We start from the raw sequence: 15847 nt of genomic DNA on the forward strand, positions 1-15847 counted from the left end.
TGACTGCTCGGGAAGCAGGCGGAAGGTTATGGACAGCTTTTCCGAACTCGCGACTGTGATTAAGGTACAAGGCTGCTTATGCAAGGCCGGGTTTTAAATGGAGGTAATCTAAATGTTGAACGTAGCGCCGAACGCGCTTTATATTCATATCCCTTTCTGCACAAACAAATGCTTTTACTGCGATTTCAACTCCTACGTGCTTAAAGGACAGCCCGTCGATGATTATCTGACTGCGCTCGAACACGAGATGGAGCTGACTGCAGCGGCGCTGCCGCCGCAGGAAATCCGCACGGTTTTTGTCGGCGGCGGAACGCCAACCGTGCTGAATCCGGTCCAGATGGAACGTTTTCTGTCTTCTGTGAAACGGCATTTTCCGCTGCATAGCGATCTTGAGTTCACCATGGAAGCCAATCCTGGGACAACCGATCCCGACAAGCTGGCTGCTATGCGGGCGGGCGGCGTCAACCGCATCAGCTTCGGCGTGCAATCCTTCAACAATGGCTTGCTGGAGCGGATCGGACGCATTCATAATGTGGACGATGTATACCGCAGCATAGAGAATGCGCGCGCTGCCGGCTTTGACAACCTCTCCATCGATCTGATGTTCGGTCTGCCTGGGCAGACGGTGCAGCTGCTCTCCGAGAGCGTGGACCGTGCGCTGGCGCTTGAGCTGCCGCATTATTCGCTGTATGGCCTGAAGGTGGAGGAAAATACGCTGTTTCATGCCATGTACGAGCGCAATGAGCTGCCGCTTCCTCCGGAGGATGATGAGCTGGCGATGTATATGCTGCTTATCGAGAAGCTTAAGGGTGCGGGCTTTCATCATTATGAGATCAGCAATTTTGCCAAGCCGGGCTTCGAGAGCAGGCATAATACAACCTACTGGCGCAACGAGCCCTATTACGGGCTGGGTGCCGGCGCCCATGGTTATGCCCGCGGCGAGCGGCATATGAATATCAAAGGGGTACAGCCATATATCGATGCTGCGGGCGTCAGATTGCCGCGTCTCGAAACGAACAGAGTCAGCGATTATGAGGCGATGGAAGACTTTATGATGGTTGGGCTTCGTTTGCTGGAGGGTGTGAGCGAATCTGATTTTGCGGCTCAATTCCCCGGCCGTACCATTGCAGCAGAATTCAGACCGGAGCTTGCGCCGCTGCTTGAGAACGGATTGCTGGAGATAACCGGAGCAGCAGCCGGCAGCCCTCAGGGATACAAGCTTTCCGGCAAAGGATTGCCGCTGGGCAATGAAGTTTTTGCCGCATTTATAGGAACAAAGGATGAGGCTGTGGTCGATTGACCCTGCAATTTGCTCAGGGTAGGTGATCATTGATTTTTTGAAAGCCGGCAGGAAGGCACCGTCACTGGTGTCTTTTTGCTATTTAACGATACTTTTATCATAGACTCTGTATAGAAATTTCCCCGCGGGAAGATGTCCATAAATTTTTCTTGTACAGTTATGCGTAGTAGTGTATATTTATTCGTATTATCCGATTTAATGGAACACCCGGGTGGAGGCGAAAAGCGATGCAAGCACAAGCGGTATGCAGAAAGGCAACTATGGAAGACGCAGGCACATTGGCTGATCTGATTGCGGGTTATGCCCAGAAGGGGATCATGCTGCCGCGCTCGAAAGAGGTGCTGCAGCGTCAGATTGATACTTTTATAGTCGCAGAGGTGGACGGGGAAGTGGTGGGCTGCGGATCGCTCTGCAAGCTCGGAACGGATCTCGTGGAGATACGTTCACTCGGAATCTCCGAAGGCTATAAGGGGCTCGGTATTGGAAGCAAGCTTGTAGACTTCCTTATTGAAGAAGCCAGAAATCAGCACATCACCAAAGTCATGGCGCTGACGTATGAAGTCACCTTCTTCCAGAAAAACGGCTTCAAAATCGTGGATAAAGAAATTTTTCCCGAAAAAGTATGGAAAGACTGTGTACATTGCGCCAAGCAGCATGCTTGCGATGAAATAGCAGTCCTGAAAATGCTGAACTGACTTGACAATAGGCAAGTTGGTTTGGTATTTTTGTATTAATGATTAGCACTCAACGATAACGAGTGCTAACGAGGTTGAGAAATTGCATTCAACAATGGCAATAACATCGTTTTGCTCTGCAAAACCACAGGAGGTGCTGCGATGCTTACAGAGCGGCAAAGAATGATACTTAGCGCAATAATTGATGATTACATTCGTTCTGCAGAACCTGTAGGCTCCCGCAGTATTTCCAAACGCGGCGATGTCGGCTACAGTCCTGCTACGATTCGCAACGAGATGGCCGATCTGGAAGAGCTCGGATTTTTGGAGCAGCCCCATACGTCGGCTGGCCGTATCCCTTCTACCAAGGGCTATCGTTATTACGTTGACCATCTTGTCAGGCTGGGCGAGGTCAATGAACAGGATTTAAGCACAGTGCGCTCGTTTTTTGCAGAAAAAATGAACCAAATGGAAGAAATCATCCAGCATGCTGCGATGATCCTTTCCAATCTGACGAATTATACGTCTATTGTTTTGGGACCGGAGACGTTTACGAATTCGCTCAAACATTTTCAGCTCGTTCCGCTCAGCTCGGATACGGCAGTTGCAATTGTTGTGACGAATACCGGACATGTCGAGAACCGGACGGTTTCGCTTCCTGCTGATATGAGTATGGAAGAGATGGAGCATGCGGTTAATGTTTTGAACCATAAGCTTATCGGTGTGCCGATTTCGCGGCTGAAATCCAGGATTTACTCTGAGGTCGGGCAGGAGCTCGGCCGTTATGTGGATGGATGTGAGCGGCTGCTGGGCATTCTAGACGAAGCGCTGATGAACGATGAAGACAATCGCGTTTTTCTTAGCGGGACGACCAACATGCTGACGCAGCCGGAGTTCAAGGATGTTGACAAAGTAAAGACGCTGCTTGATCTGTTCGAGCAGACTCCCACCCTGATGCGCATGTTCACGGCTTTGCCAAGCGGCATTCAAGTCAGGATCGGTACTGAAAACGCACATGAAGCGATTAACAACTGCAGTTTGATCACGGCGAACTATTCCGTTGACGGCCAGTCGCTTGGAACGATCGGCATCCTTGGTCCTACCCGGATGGATTACGGGAAAGTGATCAGCCTGATCGATATTTTGTCCAAGGACATGGCCGTGCTTCTCGGTCGCTGGTATAAGTAAAGCATATTTAAGGAGGTGAAGCGGCCCGTGAGTGTGAATGAACAACATACTGATGAAGATCATAAACATGAAGTGACTGGCGCTTCGGAAGAGAAATTGGATACGCAGGAGCAGGCAGAGGCTGTAGAGACTGCAGAAGCCGAAACAGTCGATTCTGTTGAAGAAACGCAGGCAGATACGCGATATGAGGAGCTTCAGAAGCAGGTGGAAGAGCATCAGCAGCGTTATCTGCGGGCTCAAGCGGATTTTGACAATTTCCGCCGCCGTACGATCAAGGAGAAGGAAGAGCTTGGCGCGTATGCTTCCATGAAGCTGATCGGGCAGCTGCTGCCCGTTGTCGATAACTTCGGCCGTGCCATTGAAGCCGGACAAGGCGGCGGTGACGTGGAGTCGTTCGCTAAAGGCGTAGACATGATCTTCCGTCAATTCCAGCAGATTCTGGAGCAGGAAGGCCTGAAACCAATGGAAGTCGTCGGCGAACCCTTCAATCCGGAATTCCATCAGGCGATTATGCAGGTGGAATCGGAAGAGCATGAAGAAGGCATTATTGTCGAAGAAGTCCAAAAAGGCTATATACTGAAGGATAAAGTGCTGCGTCCCGCTATGGTTAAAGTAAGCAGTTAGGACAACAGCTGACTATAAAACATAACAATTTAGGAGGATTTCTATTATGAGCAAAGTCATTGGTATCGACCTTGGAACCACAAATTCCTGCGTAGCCGTTATGGAAGGCGGCGAGGCTGTCGTTATTCCAAATCCGGAAGGCAACCGTACAACCCCTTCGGTTGTCGGCTTCAAGAAAGACGGAGAACGTGTTGTGGGCGAGGCTGCAAAGCGTCAATCCATCACCAACCCTGACCGTACAATCAGCTCCATCAAACGCCATATTGGCACAAATCACAAAGAAACGGTTGATAGCAAAGATTACTCGCCCCAAGAGATATCCGCTATCATCCTGCAGAAGCTGAAATCCGATGCCGAAGCTTACCTCGGTCAATCTGTCAGCCAAGCCGTTATCACGGTGCCTGCCTATTTCAATGACAGCCAGCGTCAAGCTACGAAGGATGCAGGTAAAATCGCCGGTCTTGAAGTGCTCCGTATCATCAATGAGCCAACCGCAGCCGCTCTTGCCTACGGTCTTGAGAAGACTGAAGATCACACCATTCTCGTTTATGACCTTGGCGGCGGTACGTTCGATGTATCCATCCTTGAATTGGGCGATGGCTTCTTCGAGGTTAAAGCGACAAGCGGAGACAACCATTTGGGCGGAGACGACTTCGACCAAGTCATCATCGACTATCTGGTATCGGAATTCAAAAAAGAGCAGGGCGTGGATCTTTCCAAAGATAAAGCAGCTGTGCAGCGTCTGAAAGATGCGGCGGAAAAAGCGAAAAAAGAGCTTTCCGGTACAGTAGCTTCTTCCATTTCACTCCCGTTTATTACGATGGCGGACGGCGTTCCCCAGCATTTGGAGATGAACCTGACCCGCGCCAAATTCGATGAGCTTTCTTCCGCTCTTGTTGAGCGCACGCTCGGCCCTACCCGTCAAGCCCTGAAGGATGCCGGAATGAGCGCAAGCGACATCGATAAAGTCGTGCTTGTCGGCGGTTCGACACGTATTCCTGCGGTACAGGATGCAATCAAAAAACTGATCGGCAAAGAGCCGCATAAAGGCGTTAACCCGGATGAGGTTGTTGCCCTCGGCGCTGCCGTTCAAGCCGGCGTACTGACAGGCGATGTGAAAGACGTTGTCCTCCTCGACGTTACCCCATTGTCATTGGGTATCGAAACGGCAGGCGGCGTGTTTACCAAAATGATCGACCGCAACACGACCATTCCAACCAGCAAATCACAAGTTTACTCGACTTACGCGGACAACCAGCCTAGCGTTGAGATCCATGTTCTGCAGGGCGAACGGGAAATGGCGGCAGGCAATAAAACGCTGGGACGCTTCACACTTGGCGATATTCCTCTTGCGCCGCGCGGCGTACCGCAAATCGAGGTTACTTTTGACATTGACGCCAACGGTATCGTTAACGTATCCGCTTTGGATAAAGGCACAGGCAAAAGCCAAAAAATCACGATCACTTCTTCAAGCGGTTTGTCCGACGAGGAAATTGAGCGCATGATGAAGGATGCCGAGCTGAACGCGGATGAAGACCGCAAACGCCGCGAGCTTGTCGAAGCGAAAAACAATGCGGACCAGCTTGTTTATTCCGTTGACAAAACGATCAAGGATCTGGGCGATAAAGTAGATGCCGGCGAGATTGAGAAAGCAAACGAAGCCAAAGAGAAAGTGAAAACGGCGATCGCAGGCGACAATCTTGAAGAAATTACCGCAGCTGCCGAAGCCTTGACGGAAATTGTTCAGCAGCTGTCCGTGAAGCTGTATGAGCAGGCTGCTCAGGCCGAGCAGGGCGCTGAAGGCCCTCAAGCCGATGCTGCCGGCGGAGACAGAGGCAAAGACAATGTCGTGGATGCCGACTATGAAGTCGTCGACGACAAAAAATCTTAAGACGTTAAGCGGAGCGCCGTCCGAGCCCGGACGGCGCAGCCTTTTCTTCCGGAAACGAACTTTCCCGCCAATTGGCGGCGACAGCCGTTTCTTTCTTGTATCAGAAAAAGTATAATCTTCATGAGTATACTTTTCTGATATTTTTGTGTGGGATGCTGCGCCGCAAAACGCGGCGCAGCGTTTCTTCTTGTCCATCTGTTAACGGACGGGAACGGCTAGCGCCATAGGGAATATGAAAGACGAGGTGACGAGTTTGGCAAGCAAGCGTGATTATTATGAAGTACTCGGCGTCGGGAAGAATGCCGGGGAGGATGAAATCAAGAAAGCGTACCGGAAGCTTGCGCGTCAATATCATCCTGACGTGAACAAGGAGCCGGATGCGGAAAGCAAGTTCAAGGAAATGAAAGAAGCTTATGACGTTCTGAGCGACGGCAACAAAAAGGCCGCTTATGACCAATACGGTCATGTCGATCCCAACCAGGGCTTTGGCGGAGGCGGCGGCTTCGGCGGCGATGCTGGCGGCTTTGGCGATATCTTTGATATGTTCTTTGGCGGAGGCGGCGGCCGCCGCGATCCTAACGCTCCGCAGCGCGGCAATGACCTGCAGTATACGATGACCATCGAATTTAAAGAAGCGGTATTCGGCAAAGAAACGGAAATTACGATTCCGCGCACAGAAACCTGCGATACATGTACCGGCAGCGGAGCCAAGCCGGGAACCAAGCCGGAAACCTGTTCGGTTTGTAAAGGTTCGGGGCAGCAGGAAGTGGTTCAAAATACGCCTTTCGGCCGTATGGTGAACCGTCGCGCATGTACGAACTGCAGTGGCACGGGACGTATCATCAAGGAGAAATGCACCACATGTCACGGAGCAGGCAAAGTTAAGCGCCAGCGCAAAATTAATATCAAGATTCCCGCAGGCGTGGATGACGGCGCGCAAATCCGCATGACCGGGGAAGGCGAAGGCGGAACACGCGGAGGCCCGTCCGGGGATTTATATATCGTAATCCGGGTGAAAGCCCATGATTTCTTCGAACGCGAGAACGACGATATTTATTGCGAGGTACCGCTCACTTTTGTCCAGGCGGCACTGGGTGACGAGATCGAAATTCCGACTCTTACCGAGAAGGTGAAGCTCAAGGTGCCTTCGGGTACGCAAACAGGCACCTACTTCCGTCTGAAAGGCAAAGGGGTTCCACGCTTGCGCGGGTATGGCCAGGGCGATCAGCATGTAAAAGTGACGATCGTGACTCCGACCAACCTCAGTGACGAGCAAAAGGAACTGCTCCGCCAGTTCGGTGGAGGCAGCGAAGGAACAAGCCAAGAGGATCACCATGAAACGATTTTTGAGCGGATGAAGAAGGCGTTTCGGGGGGAATAGCATTCGTTCTCTGAAGAGCCCTGGAACCTGTCAGGAATAGATGGTCCTGCGATCGGTTATGCTACTCAATTGACGGGAGAATATCCTAAGCATTTGAGGAGGCATGCAGCAATGGCGAATGAAACAAACAAGACTGATGATTGCGTCGTTATTTTGCCTGTCGGCAGTGAAGAGGATACTGAATTTGCCGAGACTGTGGATGACAATCATAATCATGAAGTCCGGAAGCGCGCAGCAGATCAATACGCGCAGTCCGTGCACGAATGAAGGTTACGATATGACCTCCAGAATAGTCGCTGTGTTTCAGGATGGAAGCAGAACCCGCGAGGCTCAGCTGAAGCTGCAGGCGCTCAGAGTGACTGAGGTTGAAGGCGAAGCGGACGGATCCATGCTTACTGCAATGGTTGAGGATGATTTGGTGGACCGTGCGCTGTATCTTATTCGTCAAACGGGTGGAACGACAGAGCTTTGAAGGAACTGAAGAGGGCTGTGTGCTTCTGGATCGGTATTACCGATTCGGGCTCGCAGTCCTTTTTTTGATGCCATCTGGTGCCGATAGCAGGAAAAATTTAACGTCAGTGGAAGCTTTTTTGTGCAACCGGGGTTTCTGGTGTAAAATAGACGGGCAAAGGTTTTATACATAGGAGGGCGTACGGCCGTGAAATGGTATGAATTGACGATCTCAACAACCGAGCAAGCGATTGAGATGATCACTAATTTTTTGCATGAGATGGATGCAGACGGCGTATCGATTGAAGAATCGGGTACGCTTAACAAGCAGCGGGACACCTCATTGGGACAATGGTATGAGACCCCGCTGAACGATATTCCCGAGGGCCAGGCCATCATAAAAGGATATTTCCCCGAAGCGACGGACATGGCTGCGCTGGAGTCGAATGTAAGGCCGCGGATTGATCAGCTGCGCGAGTTTGGCATAGATGCCGGCGACTACCTAATATCCACGGTCATCGTGGATGAGGAAGATTGGGCCACAGCCTGGAAGCAGTATTTTAAGCCGATTCAGGTATCGCCGCGTCTGACGATTAAACCGACCTGGGAAGAGTACCACCCTGCGCCGGGCGAGGAAATTATTGAGCTTGATCCCGGCATGGCCTTTGGTACCGGAACACATCCCACAACCGCGCTGTGTCTGAGAACGCTTGAATCCGTGATCCGCGGTGGCGAAGAAATCATTGATGTGGGAACCGGCTCCGGCATTCTCGCAATCGGCGCAGTGCGGCTGGGAGCCAAACGGGTGCTTGCGCTCGATCTGGATCCGGTTGCGGTCTCCTCCGCAACGGAGAATGTCAAGCTGAACAAACTGGAATCAACTATACAGGTACAGCTAAGCGATCTGCTGGGCGTGGTTCAGACCAGTGCCGCTTCCGCTTCTGCCGAGTCTATCGTTAATGTAACGCTGCCTGTTGATCTGGTGGTTGCCAACATTCTGGCAGAAATTATTTTGCTGTTCGTCGACGATGTTTATGCTGCTTTAAAGCCGGGTGGAATCTACATAGCCTCAGGTATTTTCAAAAATAAGGAAGATGTCGTGGAAGAGGGACTGCAGAAGTCCGGATTCATCATTACCGATCGTCAGCGGGACCAGGACTGGATCGCTTTCGTTGCACGAAAGCCGCAATAGCAAGTAGCGTTTGAAAAACAAAGCTTATGCTTACGAAGTGAGTTTTCCTTCGGAAAATTCTTAGGAGGTCCATTGTGTCCAATTTTCTTTGGTATCCCATTGAGGATTTACCCTTTATTTTTATTGTGATCATGATTGCTTTTACCGTACATGAGTTTGCCCATGCTTACAGCGCTTATAAATTTGGCGACCGCACGGCTTACGATGCGGGAAGAGTGACGCTTAATCCGCGTGTCCACATCGATATTTTCGGGATGATTCTATTGCTGATCGCCGGATTCGGCTGGGCGAGGCCTGTACCGGTCAATCGCAGTAAGTTCAAGAATCCGAGACTGATGGGGATTGTGGTCTCTGCAGTGGGGCCGCTGAGCAATCTGGTTACCGCGGCGCTTGGCATTTTACTGCTGTATGTATTGAATCAGACGGGCCTGATGGACGTAGGCTCTATCGGCGTGCACAGGGCGATCATTCACTTTTTGTACTATCTGATCACGATAAACCTTATGCTGTTCATCTTCAACCTGATTCCGATTCCTCCGCTTGACGGCTATCGGATCATTCAAGACCTCGTTCCTTTGAAGGTCAGATTCAAAATGGACCAGAACGTCCATTGGGGCATGTTTGTTTTTTTGCTGATCATCTTTATTCCGCAGCTCCGGGCAGTTACGCTGGATCCGTTGTTTTCCCAGTCAAGCAGTATCATTGAAGGCCTGCAGAATTTCTATGAGCTGTTCTTCAGGCCGGTCAGCTGGCAAAGCTTTATTCTGGATTTCCTTGGTTACACGAGAACGTAATTCCAGACTTTGCCGCACTCTTCCCGTGCAATGACCAAAAACAGGGAGGCTCTGGCGCGGCTGATCCAAAACGTGTATGATAAAGGTTGGAGTTTTTTCGAATTATCAGCAGGGTTGGTTATGTTCTCTACTTTGCTGGTTTTTCTGAGGGAAGAATAGTGCTCGCCGCAAGCCGGTGCAGCTCCTCTCTTTTTATGCTCCGTCTTTGTTGTTTCAACAATCGATAACGAAGGGTTTCTGAATAGCATGCAGCGATATTTTGTAGCGCCGGAGCAGCTTGCCGGCGACGAATTGGTATATCTGACCGGCGAGGATGCTCATCATGCCCTGCGTGTCATGCGAATGGAGCCGGGCGATGAGTTTATCGTCAGCGATGGCGCCGAGCGTACGGCAAGAGCGGTTATCCGCACGGCGGGGGCAGGACGGGTGGAAGCGGCTGTTGCGGAATGGCTTCCGATGAACGGTGAGCCGGCATGGTCCGTTACGATAGCGCAAAGCTTGCCGAAGGGCGATAAGATGGAGCTGGTCATTCAGAAAGGAACGGAAATCGGCGCAGCTGCCTTTATACCGTTCCAATCGCAGCGGATCATCGTCCAATATGATGAGAAGAAAGAAACGAAGCGTCTGGAGCGCTGGAGCAAAATAGCCAAGGAAGCGGCAGAGCAGGCACACCGCAGCCGCATCCCGGAAGTGAAGGCGGTATTATCCTGGCGCCAGCTGATGCATGAGTTCAGCCATTATGATTTGGTGCTGTTTTGCTATGAGAAGGAGAGCGGATCGGCAGGCGCAGGACTGCGCGATGCGATTCGTTCTTTTGAAGAAAGCGGCAGGATGGTGGACAGGAAATCATCCCGGATTAGCGTACTGCTGATTGTCGGCCCTGAGGGCGGATTTACACAGCGGGAAGCCGAGGAGGCGGAAGCGACTGGCGCCGTTATCGTAGGGCTCGGGAAACGCATTCTGCGTACCGAGACAGCGGCGATGGTAGGCCTGGCCTGCCTGATGTACGAATCCGGAGAAATGGGAGGCGAATAACGACATGCCGTCGGTTGCATTTTATACATTGGGCTGTAAAGTAAACTTCTATGATACGGAAGCGATCTGGCAGCTGTTCAAGAATGAAGGCTATGAGCAGGTTGATTTTGAGACGACGACCGCTGATGTCTATTTGATCAACACATGCACGGTAACCAATACGGGCGACAAGAAGAGCCGCCAGATTATCCGGCGTGCAATCCGGCGTAATCCGGATGCTGTAATTGCCGTGACGGGCTGTTACGCTCAGACATCCCCGGCTGAGATTCTGGCTATTGAAGGCGTCGATCTGGTAATCGGCACGCAGGGCAGGGACAAATTACTGGACCATGTCCGCGAGATCCAGGCCGACCGCAGACCGGTCAACGCCGTCCGCAATATTATGAAAACACGCGAGTTCGAAGAGCTGGATGTTCCTGACTTTGCCGACCGTACACGGGCCTTTCTGAAAATCCAGGAGGGCTGCAATAACTTCTGCACCTTCTGTATTATTCCCTGGTCCCGCGGGCTCTCCCGCAGCCGCGACCCCGAGAGCGTGCTTAATCAGGCACGTCAGCTGGTGGCTGCCGGATACAAGGAGATCGTTCTGACCGGCATTCATACCGGCGGGTACGGCGATGATATGGAAAATTACCGTTTATCCGATCTGCTTTGGGATTTGGACAAGATCGAAGGACTTGAGCGCATCCGCATCAGCTCCATTGAAGCAAGCCAAATCGATGATGCCGTGATCGACGTGCTTAACCGTTCATCCAAAATGTGCCGCCATCTTCATGTTCCTCTCCAGGCAGGCGATGATACCGTGCTCAAGCGCATGCGCCGCAAATATACGGTTGAAGAATTTGCCGAGAAAATCCGTCTTCTTCATCAGGCTATGCCCGGGGTGGCGATTACGACAGATGTGATTGTCGGCTTCCCGGGGGAAACCGAGGAAATGTTCGAGAATGGCTACCGCCTGATGGAAGAGCTGAAGTTCTCGGAAATGCATGTGTTCCCTTATTCCAGAAGAACGGGTACGCCTGCGGCACGGATGGAGGAACAGGTGGATGAAGAGATTAAGAATGAGCGTGTCCACAAGCTGATTGATCTTTCGGAGCAAATGCAGCTTGAATACGCCAGGAAATATGTCGGCGAGGTACTGGATGTCATTCCCGAGCGCGATTACAAGGGTGCACCTGGAACGGGACGCGTTATGGGCTACACGGACAACTACCTGCAGGTTGTATTCGAAGGTTCGGAGCTGCTTATCGGCCAGCTGTGCCGGGTAAAAATCACTGAGGCTGGTGTTAACGAATGCTTTGGTCAGCTTGTCCGTGTTCTGGAAACCAATGAAGCTCCGGTATCGAAACAGCTGGATTCCGAAATTGCCGCCCTGCCTGAAGCCTTAAGAGCTTAGGCGAAGCGTTTCATTCATATTTTAAAATTGCGAGGATTCTTATCCGCCCTGAAGTATGGGGCTGCGAAGAGAATCCTTGCTCTACATAGGTCACAGCACCAGGCCGAAGGCATTCATGCGCCTTAAGGTGAGGCCACCTGAATAGCGGAGGGGAAGCGTATATGAAAGAAATTTCGGCAGGAGGCGTTGTATTTCGCCGTATTGACGGCGGGCTGCAAATCCAATTAATTCAGGACCGTTACGGCAAAATCTCGCTTCCCAAGGGAAAAATGGAGCCTGGTGAGACAGTCGAACAAACGGCTCTGCGTGAAATCGTAGAGGAAACGGGAATGGAAGGCGTTATAATCGCTCCCATCGACCAAATTAAGTATAAGTACAATCACGAGACCAAAGGCTCTGTGGATAAAGAGGTGCATTATTACCTCGTTGAAGCGGTTGGAGGCAAGCTGCAGGCCCAGGTGGAGGAAATCCGCGGGGTTGAATGGTTTGAGCCTTCCGAGGCCTGGCGCCGTCAGCGTCAATCTGGCTATAACAACAATGATCGTATATTGTCGGGAGCGCTTAAGCTGCTCGGCCTGGAGGTGCGCGGAAATGGTTGAAGTTTGGACGCCGGATTCATCGCTGGCCCGTTTCATTGATCACACCCTGCTGAAGCCGTCCGCTTCGGAACAGGATATTATGCAGCTGTGCAAGGAAGCCATCGCCTACAAGTTTTACAGCGTTTGCGTGCATGGATCATGGGTTGCATTTTGCCGGAAGCAGCTTGTCGGAAGCGATGTCGCGATCAGCGCCGTTTGCGGTTTTCCTCTGGGAGCGATGGCGACGAAGGTGAAAGTGTTCGAAGCCGTCAATGCGGTTGAGGATGGGGCCAGGGAGATCGATATGGTGCTGTCAATCGGATCAGTCCTGGAGGGTCGCTTGAATAGTGTATCCAGAGATATAGCTGCTGTGGTGAAAGCGGTGGAAAACCGGGCGATCGTCAAAGTTATTCTGGAAACGGGATTTCTGGATGACCGGCAAAAAGTCGAGGCTTCACTTGCAGCCGAAGCTGCCGGCGCCCATTATGTGAAAACCTCGACCGGGTTCGGTCCGGGTGGAGCAACGGAAGCGGATATCAAGCTGATGCGGGCATCCGTTACAGCCGGTACCGGAGTCAAGGCCTCCGGCGGTATCCGTGACAGGGACACGGCGATCCTGATGCTGCGCAGCGGGGCGAACAGGCTCGGAACGAGTGCGGGAATCGCGATTGTCAGTCCGGAGTCAACCGCTTCAGCGCCGGGTGATAGCAGAGCGGAAGGGCAATCAGGGAGCTCATTATATTAAAAATCGTTTGAGCATGGGCGATTTGTGACGCCGGAGACGCGCTCATCCAGGCGGATACTGCCTGCAGCTCCGTGACAAACGGGGCGAATAGCGCAGCGCCGCCAACATTCAGGGCGGTATGGGACCATGCGACAAAACGTCCGGATTTGGTGCCGCCAAGCGACGCAAGAAGGGCTGTTACACAGGTGCCCACATTCGCGCCAATTACAACGGCAATCCCGATTTCAACGGGCATCGCGCCAACGGATGTAAGACCCATAATAATACCGATGACGGCGGCGCTGCTGTGCACTGCCGCTGTTAATACGAACCCGGCTGCCAGCCCCCAGAGTACACTGTCCTCCGCGCGGTTCAGAAAAGTGCTGAACAAGCCGCTTGTTTGAACGGCCGGGGCAATGGACTGCATCACGCTGATCCCGATCAGCAGGAGAGCAAAACCGGCTATAATCACGGCGGCGCTACGGACAGGTTGAAACCAGCGATGTCCGGCTGCCCCTCCTGTGTTGGTGGAGTAGTTGGCCGATCGAAACGGCATGAGCTTCATTTCTCCGATCAGCGCCGTCACCAGCCAAAGTCCGCATGCCGCAGCAAGCAGGGGCCAAGCCAGGCGGTTAATGTTCAGTCCGATCAGCTCTGTTGTCAGGCAGGTTCCGATATTGGTGCCAAGAATAATGCCGAGCGTGCGCGGGAAAGTGAGCAGACCGGCATTGACAAGTCCCATCGACATGACTGTGACGGCCGTGCTGCTTTGCAGAACGGCCGTTGCTGCTGTTCCGACGGCAAGACCATGCAGCGGCGTCGCTGTTGATCGCTGCAGCACGAGGTGCAGATGCTTGCCGACCGAGCGCTGGAGAGCGAGCTCCATCGCTTTCATACCCAGCATGAACAAGGCAAAACCAAGCAGCATAGGCGCAATAATGGAGTGAATCATGAAGGCAGAACTCCTTTTACGTTCATATAATTAAAGACCGGCTGTTGTATCGATACATATGCGTAAAAACGGACAACCATGACAAGCAATGACCATTTGAAGGGCGGAAGCAGGATATGAAACACCCCAAAGCAATACTGCTGCGTGATCGCAAAAAAAGAGTAGAGCAGGGACATCCCTGGGTTTATGCCAGTGAAATTGACCGCATGGAAGGCGAGACTGCTCCCGGGGATTTGGTCGATCTGCACAGCTACCAGGGACGGTATCTGGCCACGGGTTATTGGAATCCCCAGTCGCAAATTACAGTAAGAATTGTTTCCTATCAACCGATTGAAGCCATGGATGAAGATTTTTTCCGTGAACGCTTCGAGCAGTGCGCGCTGCACCGGAGCCGGTTCGTACAGGATCATGATTGCCGGCTTGTATATGGCGAAGCGGACAGGCTGCCAGGGCTGATTGTCGACCGTTTTGGCGATGTGCTGGTGGTGCAGCTGCTGACGCTTGGCATGGATGCCCGGCGGGAAGCCATTACGGCCGCCTTGGCTGCCGTTTTCACGCCGAAGGGCATATATGAGCGCAGCGATGTATCGGTTCGCGCGCTTGAGGGTCTGGAAGAGAGGACAGGAGTCATCTACGGGGAATGCCCGCGCATCGTGGATATCCATGAGAATGGACTGCTGCTTGAGGTGGACATCGTCGAGGGGCAGAAAACCGGCTATTTCTTCGACCAGCGTGAGAACCGCGCATCCATCGCTCCCCTCATGAAGGGCTGGGGATGGCGCAGCGGCATCAAGCTTGAAGAGCGATCACCCGATGAAGCCTCCGATGACACGGGAGCATTGGCAGATCTGCAGGAGAGCGCACTGGTTCCCGTCAATGCGAACGGTAAAGCTGTTACTTTCCCTTATTGGGACGGGGCTACCGTTCTGGAATGCTTCGCCCATACGGGCAGCTTCACGCTGCATGCCTGTCAATACGGAGCCAAGAAAGTGACATGCCTCGATGTATCCTCCCATGCTATCGAGACTGCCCGCCGCAATACGGCCCGCAATGGCTTCGAGGACCGGGTGGAATTTGTGGTCGCCGATGCCTTCGAATATTTGCGGTCGCAGGTAAAAGGGCTGGATGAGCGGGCGGAGCGCGGGAGAGCCGGACTTGCGGCTGGCGGTAAAACGCCGGATACCTCCAAGCCGATGGGGAACGCAGGCCGGACCTGGGACGTCGTTATTCTCGATCCACCCGCGTTCGCCAAATCCAAGAGCGCCGTTCCGGGAGCGATCCGCGGCTATAAAGATATTAATCTGCACGGGATGAAGCTGGTGAACGAAGGAGGCTACCTCGTGACAGCCAGCTGTTCCTACCATATGCGCCCGGATTTATTTCTCGAGACGGTCCAGTCGGCTGCCGTCGATGCGGGCAAGCAGCTGCGGCTGATCGAATGGCGGGCTGCCGGCAAGGACCACCCCCAAATTCTCGGAGTTAGCGAAGGCCACTATTTAAAGTTTGCTATTTTTGAAGTCCGCAGCCGCTAGACTGTAAGTCGAATAAGTTCCAAGGTAAGTCGTCTTCTGCAGCGTTGGTCTACGCTGTCTGGGACGGCTTTTTGACTTGGATGCCTCTGGGCAGACAGGCAGCTGTGGATACGTCTTACCAATAGGGAATAACTGT

The 15847-nt window shown here is 52.5% G+C and carries 16 protein-coding genes; 15 read left to right on the top strand and 1 reads right to left on the bottom strand.

Annotated features, from left to right (window positions below; all coding sequences use genetic code 11):
- Window positions 1–112 precede the first annotated feature (112 nt).
- The 14 genes from hemW to deoC all read left to right on the top strand — a co-directional run bounded on the left by hemW (window position 113) and on the right by deoC (window position 13248).
- Window positions 113–1300, top strand: a complete 1188-nt coding sequence (hemW, locus tag AC0YOA_RS09000) for a radical SAM family heme chaperone HemW (protein WP_475786319.1) — start codon at window positions 113–115, stop codon at window positions 1298–1300.
- Between the two features lie 227 nt (window positions 1301–1527).
- Window positions 1528–1995: an N-acetyltransferase gene (locus AC0YOA_RS09005; protein WP_475768196.1), complete on the top strand. Its 468-nt coding sequence runs from the start codon at window positions 1528–1530 to the stop codon at window positions 1993–1995.
- Window positions 1996–2136: 141 nt separating this feature from the next.
- Entirely contained in the window at window positions 2137–3162 is a 1026-nt protein-coding gene (hrcA, locus tag AC0YOA_RS09010) for a heat-inducible transcriptional repressor HrcA (RefSeq protein ID WP_475768195.1), read from the top strand.
- A gap of 33 nt (window positions 3163–3195) precedes the next feature.
- A complete protein-coding gene (gene grpE / locus AC0YOA_RS09015) occupies window positions 3196–3786 on the top strand; it encodes a nucleotide exchange factor GrpE (protein ID WP_475786644.1) in 591 nt (196 codons plus the stop codon).
- Window positions 3787–3832: 46 nt separating this feature from the next.
- A complete protein-coding gene (gene dnaK, locus AC0YOA_RS09020) occupies window positions 3833–5677 on the top strand; it encodes a molecular chaperone DnaK (RefSeq protein ID WP_475786320.1) in 1845 nt (614 codons plus the stop codon).
- Window positions 5678–5930: 253 nt separating this feature from the next.
- The gene (gene dnaJ / locus AC0YOA_RS09025; RefSeq protein ID WP_475786321.1) at window positions 5931–7058 is read left to right on the top strand and encodes a molecular chaperone DnaJ; all 1128 of its coding nucleotides are present in this window, start codon (window positions 5931–5933) and stop codon (window positions 7056–7058) included.
- A 111-nt stretch (window positions 7059–7169) separates the two neighbouring features.
- Window positions 7170–7325: a hypothetical protein gene (locus AC0YOA_RS09030; RefSeq protein WP_475786322.1), complete on the top strand. Its 156-nt coding sequence runs from the start codon at window positions 7170–7172 to the stop codon at window positions 7323–7325.
- 10 nt (window positions 7326–7335) lie between these two features.
- The gene (locus AC0YOA_RS09035) at window positions 7336–7530 is read left to right on the top strand and encodes a hypothetical protein (RefSeq protein ID WP_475786323.1); all 195 of its coding nucleotides are present in this window, start codon (window positions 7336–7338) and stop codon (window positions 7528–7530) included.
- A gap of 186 nt (window positions 7531–7716) precedes the next feature.
- A complete protein-coding gene (prmA, locus tag AC0YOA_RS09040; protein ID WP_475786324.1) occupies window positions 7717–8700 on the top strand; it encodes a 50S ribosomal protein L11 methyltransferase in 984 nt (327 codons plus the stop codon).
- 74 nt (window positions 8701–8774) lie between these two features.
- On the top strand, window positions 8775–9494 hold the full coding sequence (locus AC0YOA_RS09045; protein WP_379114062.1) for a site-2 protease family protein: 720 nt from the start codon (window positions 8775–8777) through the stop codon (window positions 9492–9494).
- Window positions 9495–9740: 246 nt separating this feature from the next.
- Entirely contained in the window at window positions 9741–10529 is a 789-nt protein-coding gene (locus AC0YOA_RS09050) for a 16S rRNA (uracil(1498)-N(3))-methyltransferase (protein ID WP_475786325.1), read from the top strand.
- 4 nt (window positions 10530–10533) lie between these two features.
- The gene (gene mtaB, locus AC0YOA_RS09055; RefSeq protein WP_475786326.1) at window positions 10534–11925 is read left to right on the top strand and encodes a tRNA (N(6)-L-threonylcarbamoyladenosine(37)-C(2))-methylthiotransferase MtaB; all 1392 of its coding nucleotides are present in this window, start codon (window positions 10534–10536) and stop codon (window positions 11923–11925) included.
- A 161-nt stretch (window positions 11926–12086) separates the two neighbouring features.
- Window positions 12087–12524, top strand: coding sequence for an NUDIX hydrolase (locus AC0YOA_RS09060; protein WP_210037720.1), 438 nt, complete (start codon window positions 12087–12089; stop codon window positions 12522–12524).
- Complete coding sequence (deoC, locus tag AC0YOA_RS09065; RefSeq protein WP_475786327.1) at window positions 12517–13248, top strand: deoxyribose-phosphate aldolase; 732 nt, start codon at window positions 12517–12519, stop codon at window positions 13246–13248. The genes AC0YOA_RS09060 and deoC overlap by 8 nt, the downstream gene beginning before the upstream one ends.
- Here deoC and AC0YOA_RS09070 read toward each other — a convergent pair.
- On the bottom strand, window positions 13175–14179 hold the full coding sequence (locus AC0YOA_RS09070; RefSeq protein WP_475786328.1) for a Na/Pi cotransporter family protein: 1005 nt from the start codon (window positions 14177–14179) through the stop codon (window positions 13175–13177). The genes deoC and AC0YOA_RS09070 overlap by 74 nt on opposite strands.
- A gap of 116 nt (window positions 14180–14295) precedes the next feature.
- Here AC0YOA_RS09070 and AC0YOA_RS09075 point away from each other — a divergent pair, with 116 nt between their 5' ends.
- Window positions 14296–15711: a class I SAM-dependent rRNA methyltransferase gene (locus AC0YOA_RS09075; RefSeq protein ID WP_475786329.1), complete on the top strand. Its 1416-nt coding sequence runs from the start codon at window positions 14296–14298 to the stop codon at window positions 15709–15711.
- Window positions 15712–15847 lie beyond the last annotated feature (136 nt).

The sequence above is a fragment of the Paenibacillus sp. JT22N12 genome, assembly GCF_056269365.1.

Excerpts from the sequence above, each read along its gene's own strand:
- deoC (WP_475786327.1), top strand. The coding sequence starts at position 12,517 with ATGGTTGAAGTTTGGACGCCGGATTCATCGCTGGCCCGTTTCATTGAT.
- AC0YOA_RS09030 (WP_475786322.1), top strand. The coding sequence starts at position 7,170 with ATGGCGAATGAAACAAACAAGACTGATGATTGCGTCGTTATTTTGCCT.
- hrcA (WP_475768195.1), top strand. The coding sequence starts at position 2,137 with ATGCTTACAGAGCGGCAAAGAATGATACTTAGCGCAATAATTGATGAT.
- AC0YOA_RS09005 (WP_475768196.1), top strand. The coding sequence starts at position 1,528 with ATGCAAGCACAAGCGGTATGCAGAAAGGCAACTATGGAAGACGCAGGC.
- hemW (WP_475786319.1), top strand. The coding sequence starts at position 113 with ATGTTGAACGTAGCGCCGAACGCGCTTTATATTCATATCCCTTTCTGC.
- AC0YOA_RS09050 (WP_475786325.1), top strand. The coding sequence starts at position 9,741 with ATGCAGCGATATTTTGTAGCGCCGGAGCAGCTTGCCGGCGACGAATTG.
- mtaB (WP_475786326.1), top strand. The coding sequence starts at position 10,534 with ATGCCGTCGGTTGCATTTTATACATTGGGCTGTAAAGTAAACTTCTAT.
- AC0YOA_RS09070 (WP_475786328.1), bottom strand. The coding sequence starts at position 14,179 with ATGATTCACTCCATTATTGCGCCTATGCTGCTTGGTTTTGCCTTGTTC.
- dnaK (WP_475786320.1), top strand. The coding sequence starts at position 3,833 with ATGAGCAAAGTCATTGGTATCGACCTTGGAACCACAAATTCCTGCGTA.
- AC0YOA_RS09035 (WP_475786323.1), top strand. The coding sequence starts at position 7,336 with ATGACCTCCAGAATAGTCGCTGTGTTTCAGGATGGAAGCAGAACCCGC.
- AC0YOA_RS09060 (WP_210037720.1), top strand. The coding sequence starts at position 12,087 with ATGAAAGAAATTTCGGCAGGAGGCGTTGTATTTCGCCGTATTGACGGC.
- AC0YOA_RS09075 (WP_475786329.1), top strand. The coding sequence starts at position 14,296 with ATGAAACACCCCAAAGCAATACTGCTGCGTGATCGCAAAAAAAGAGTA.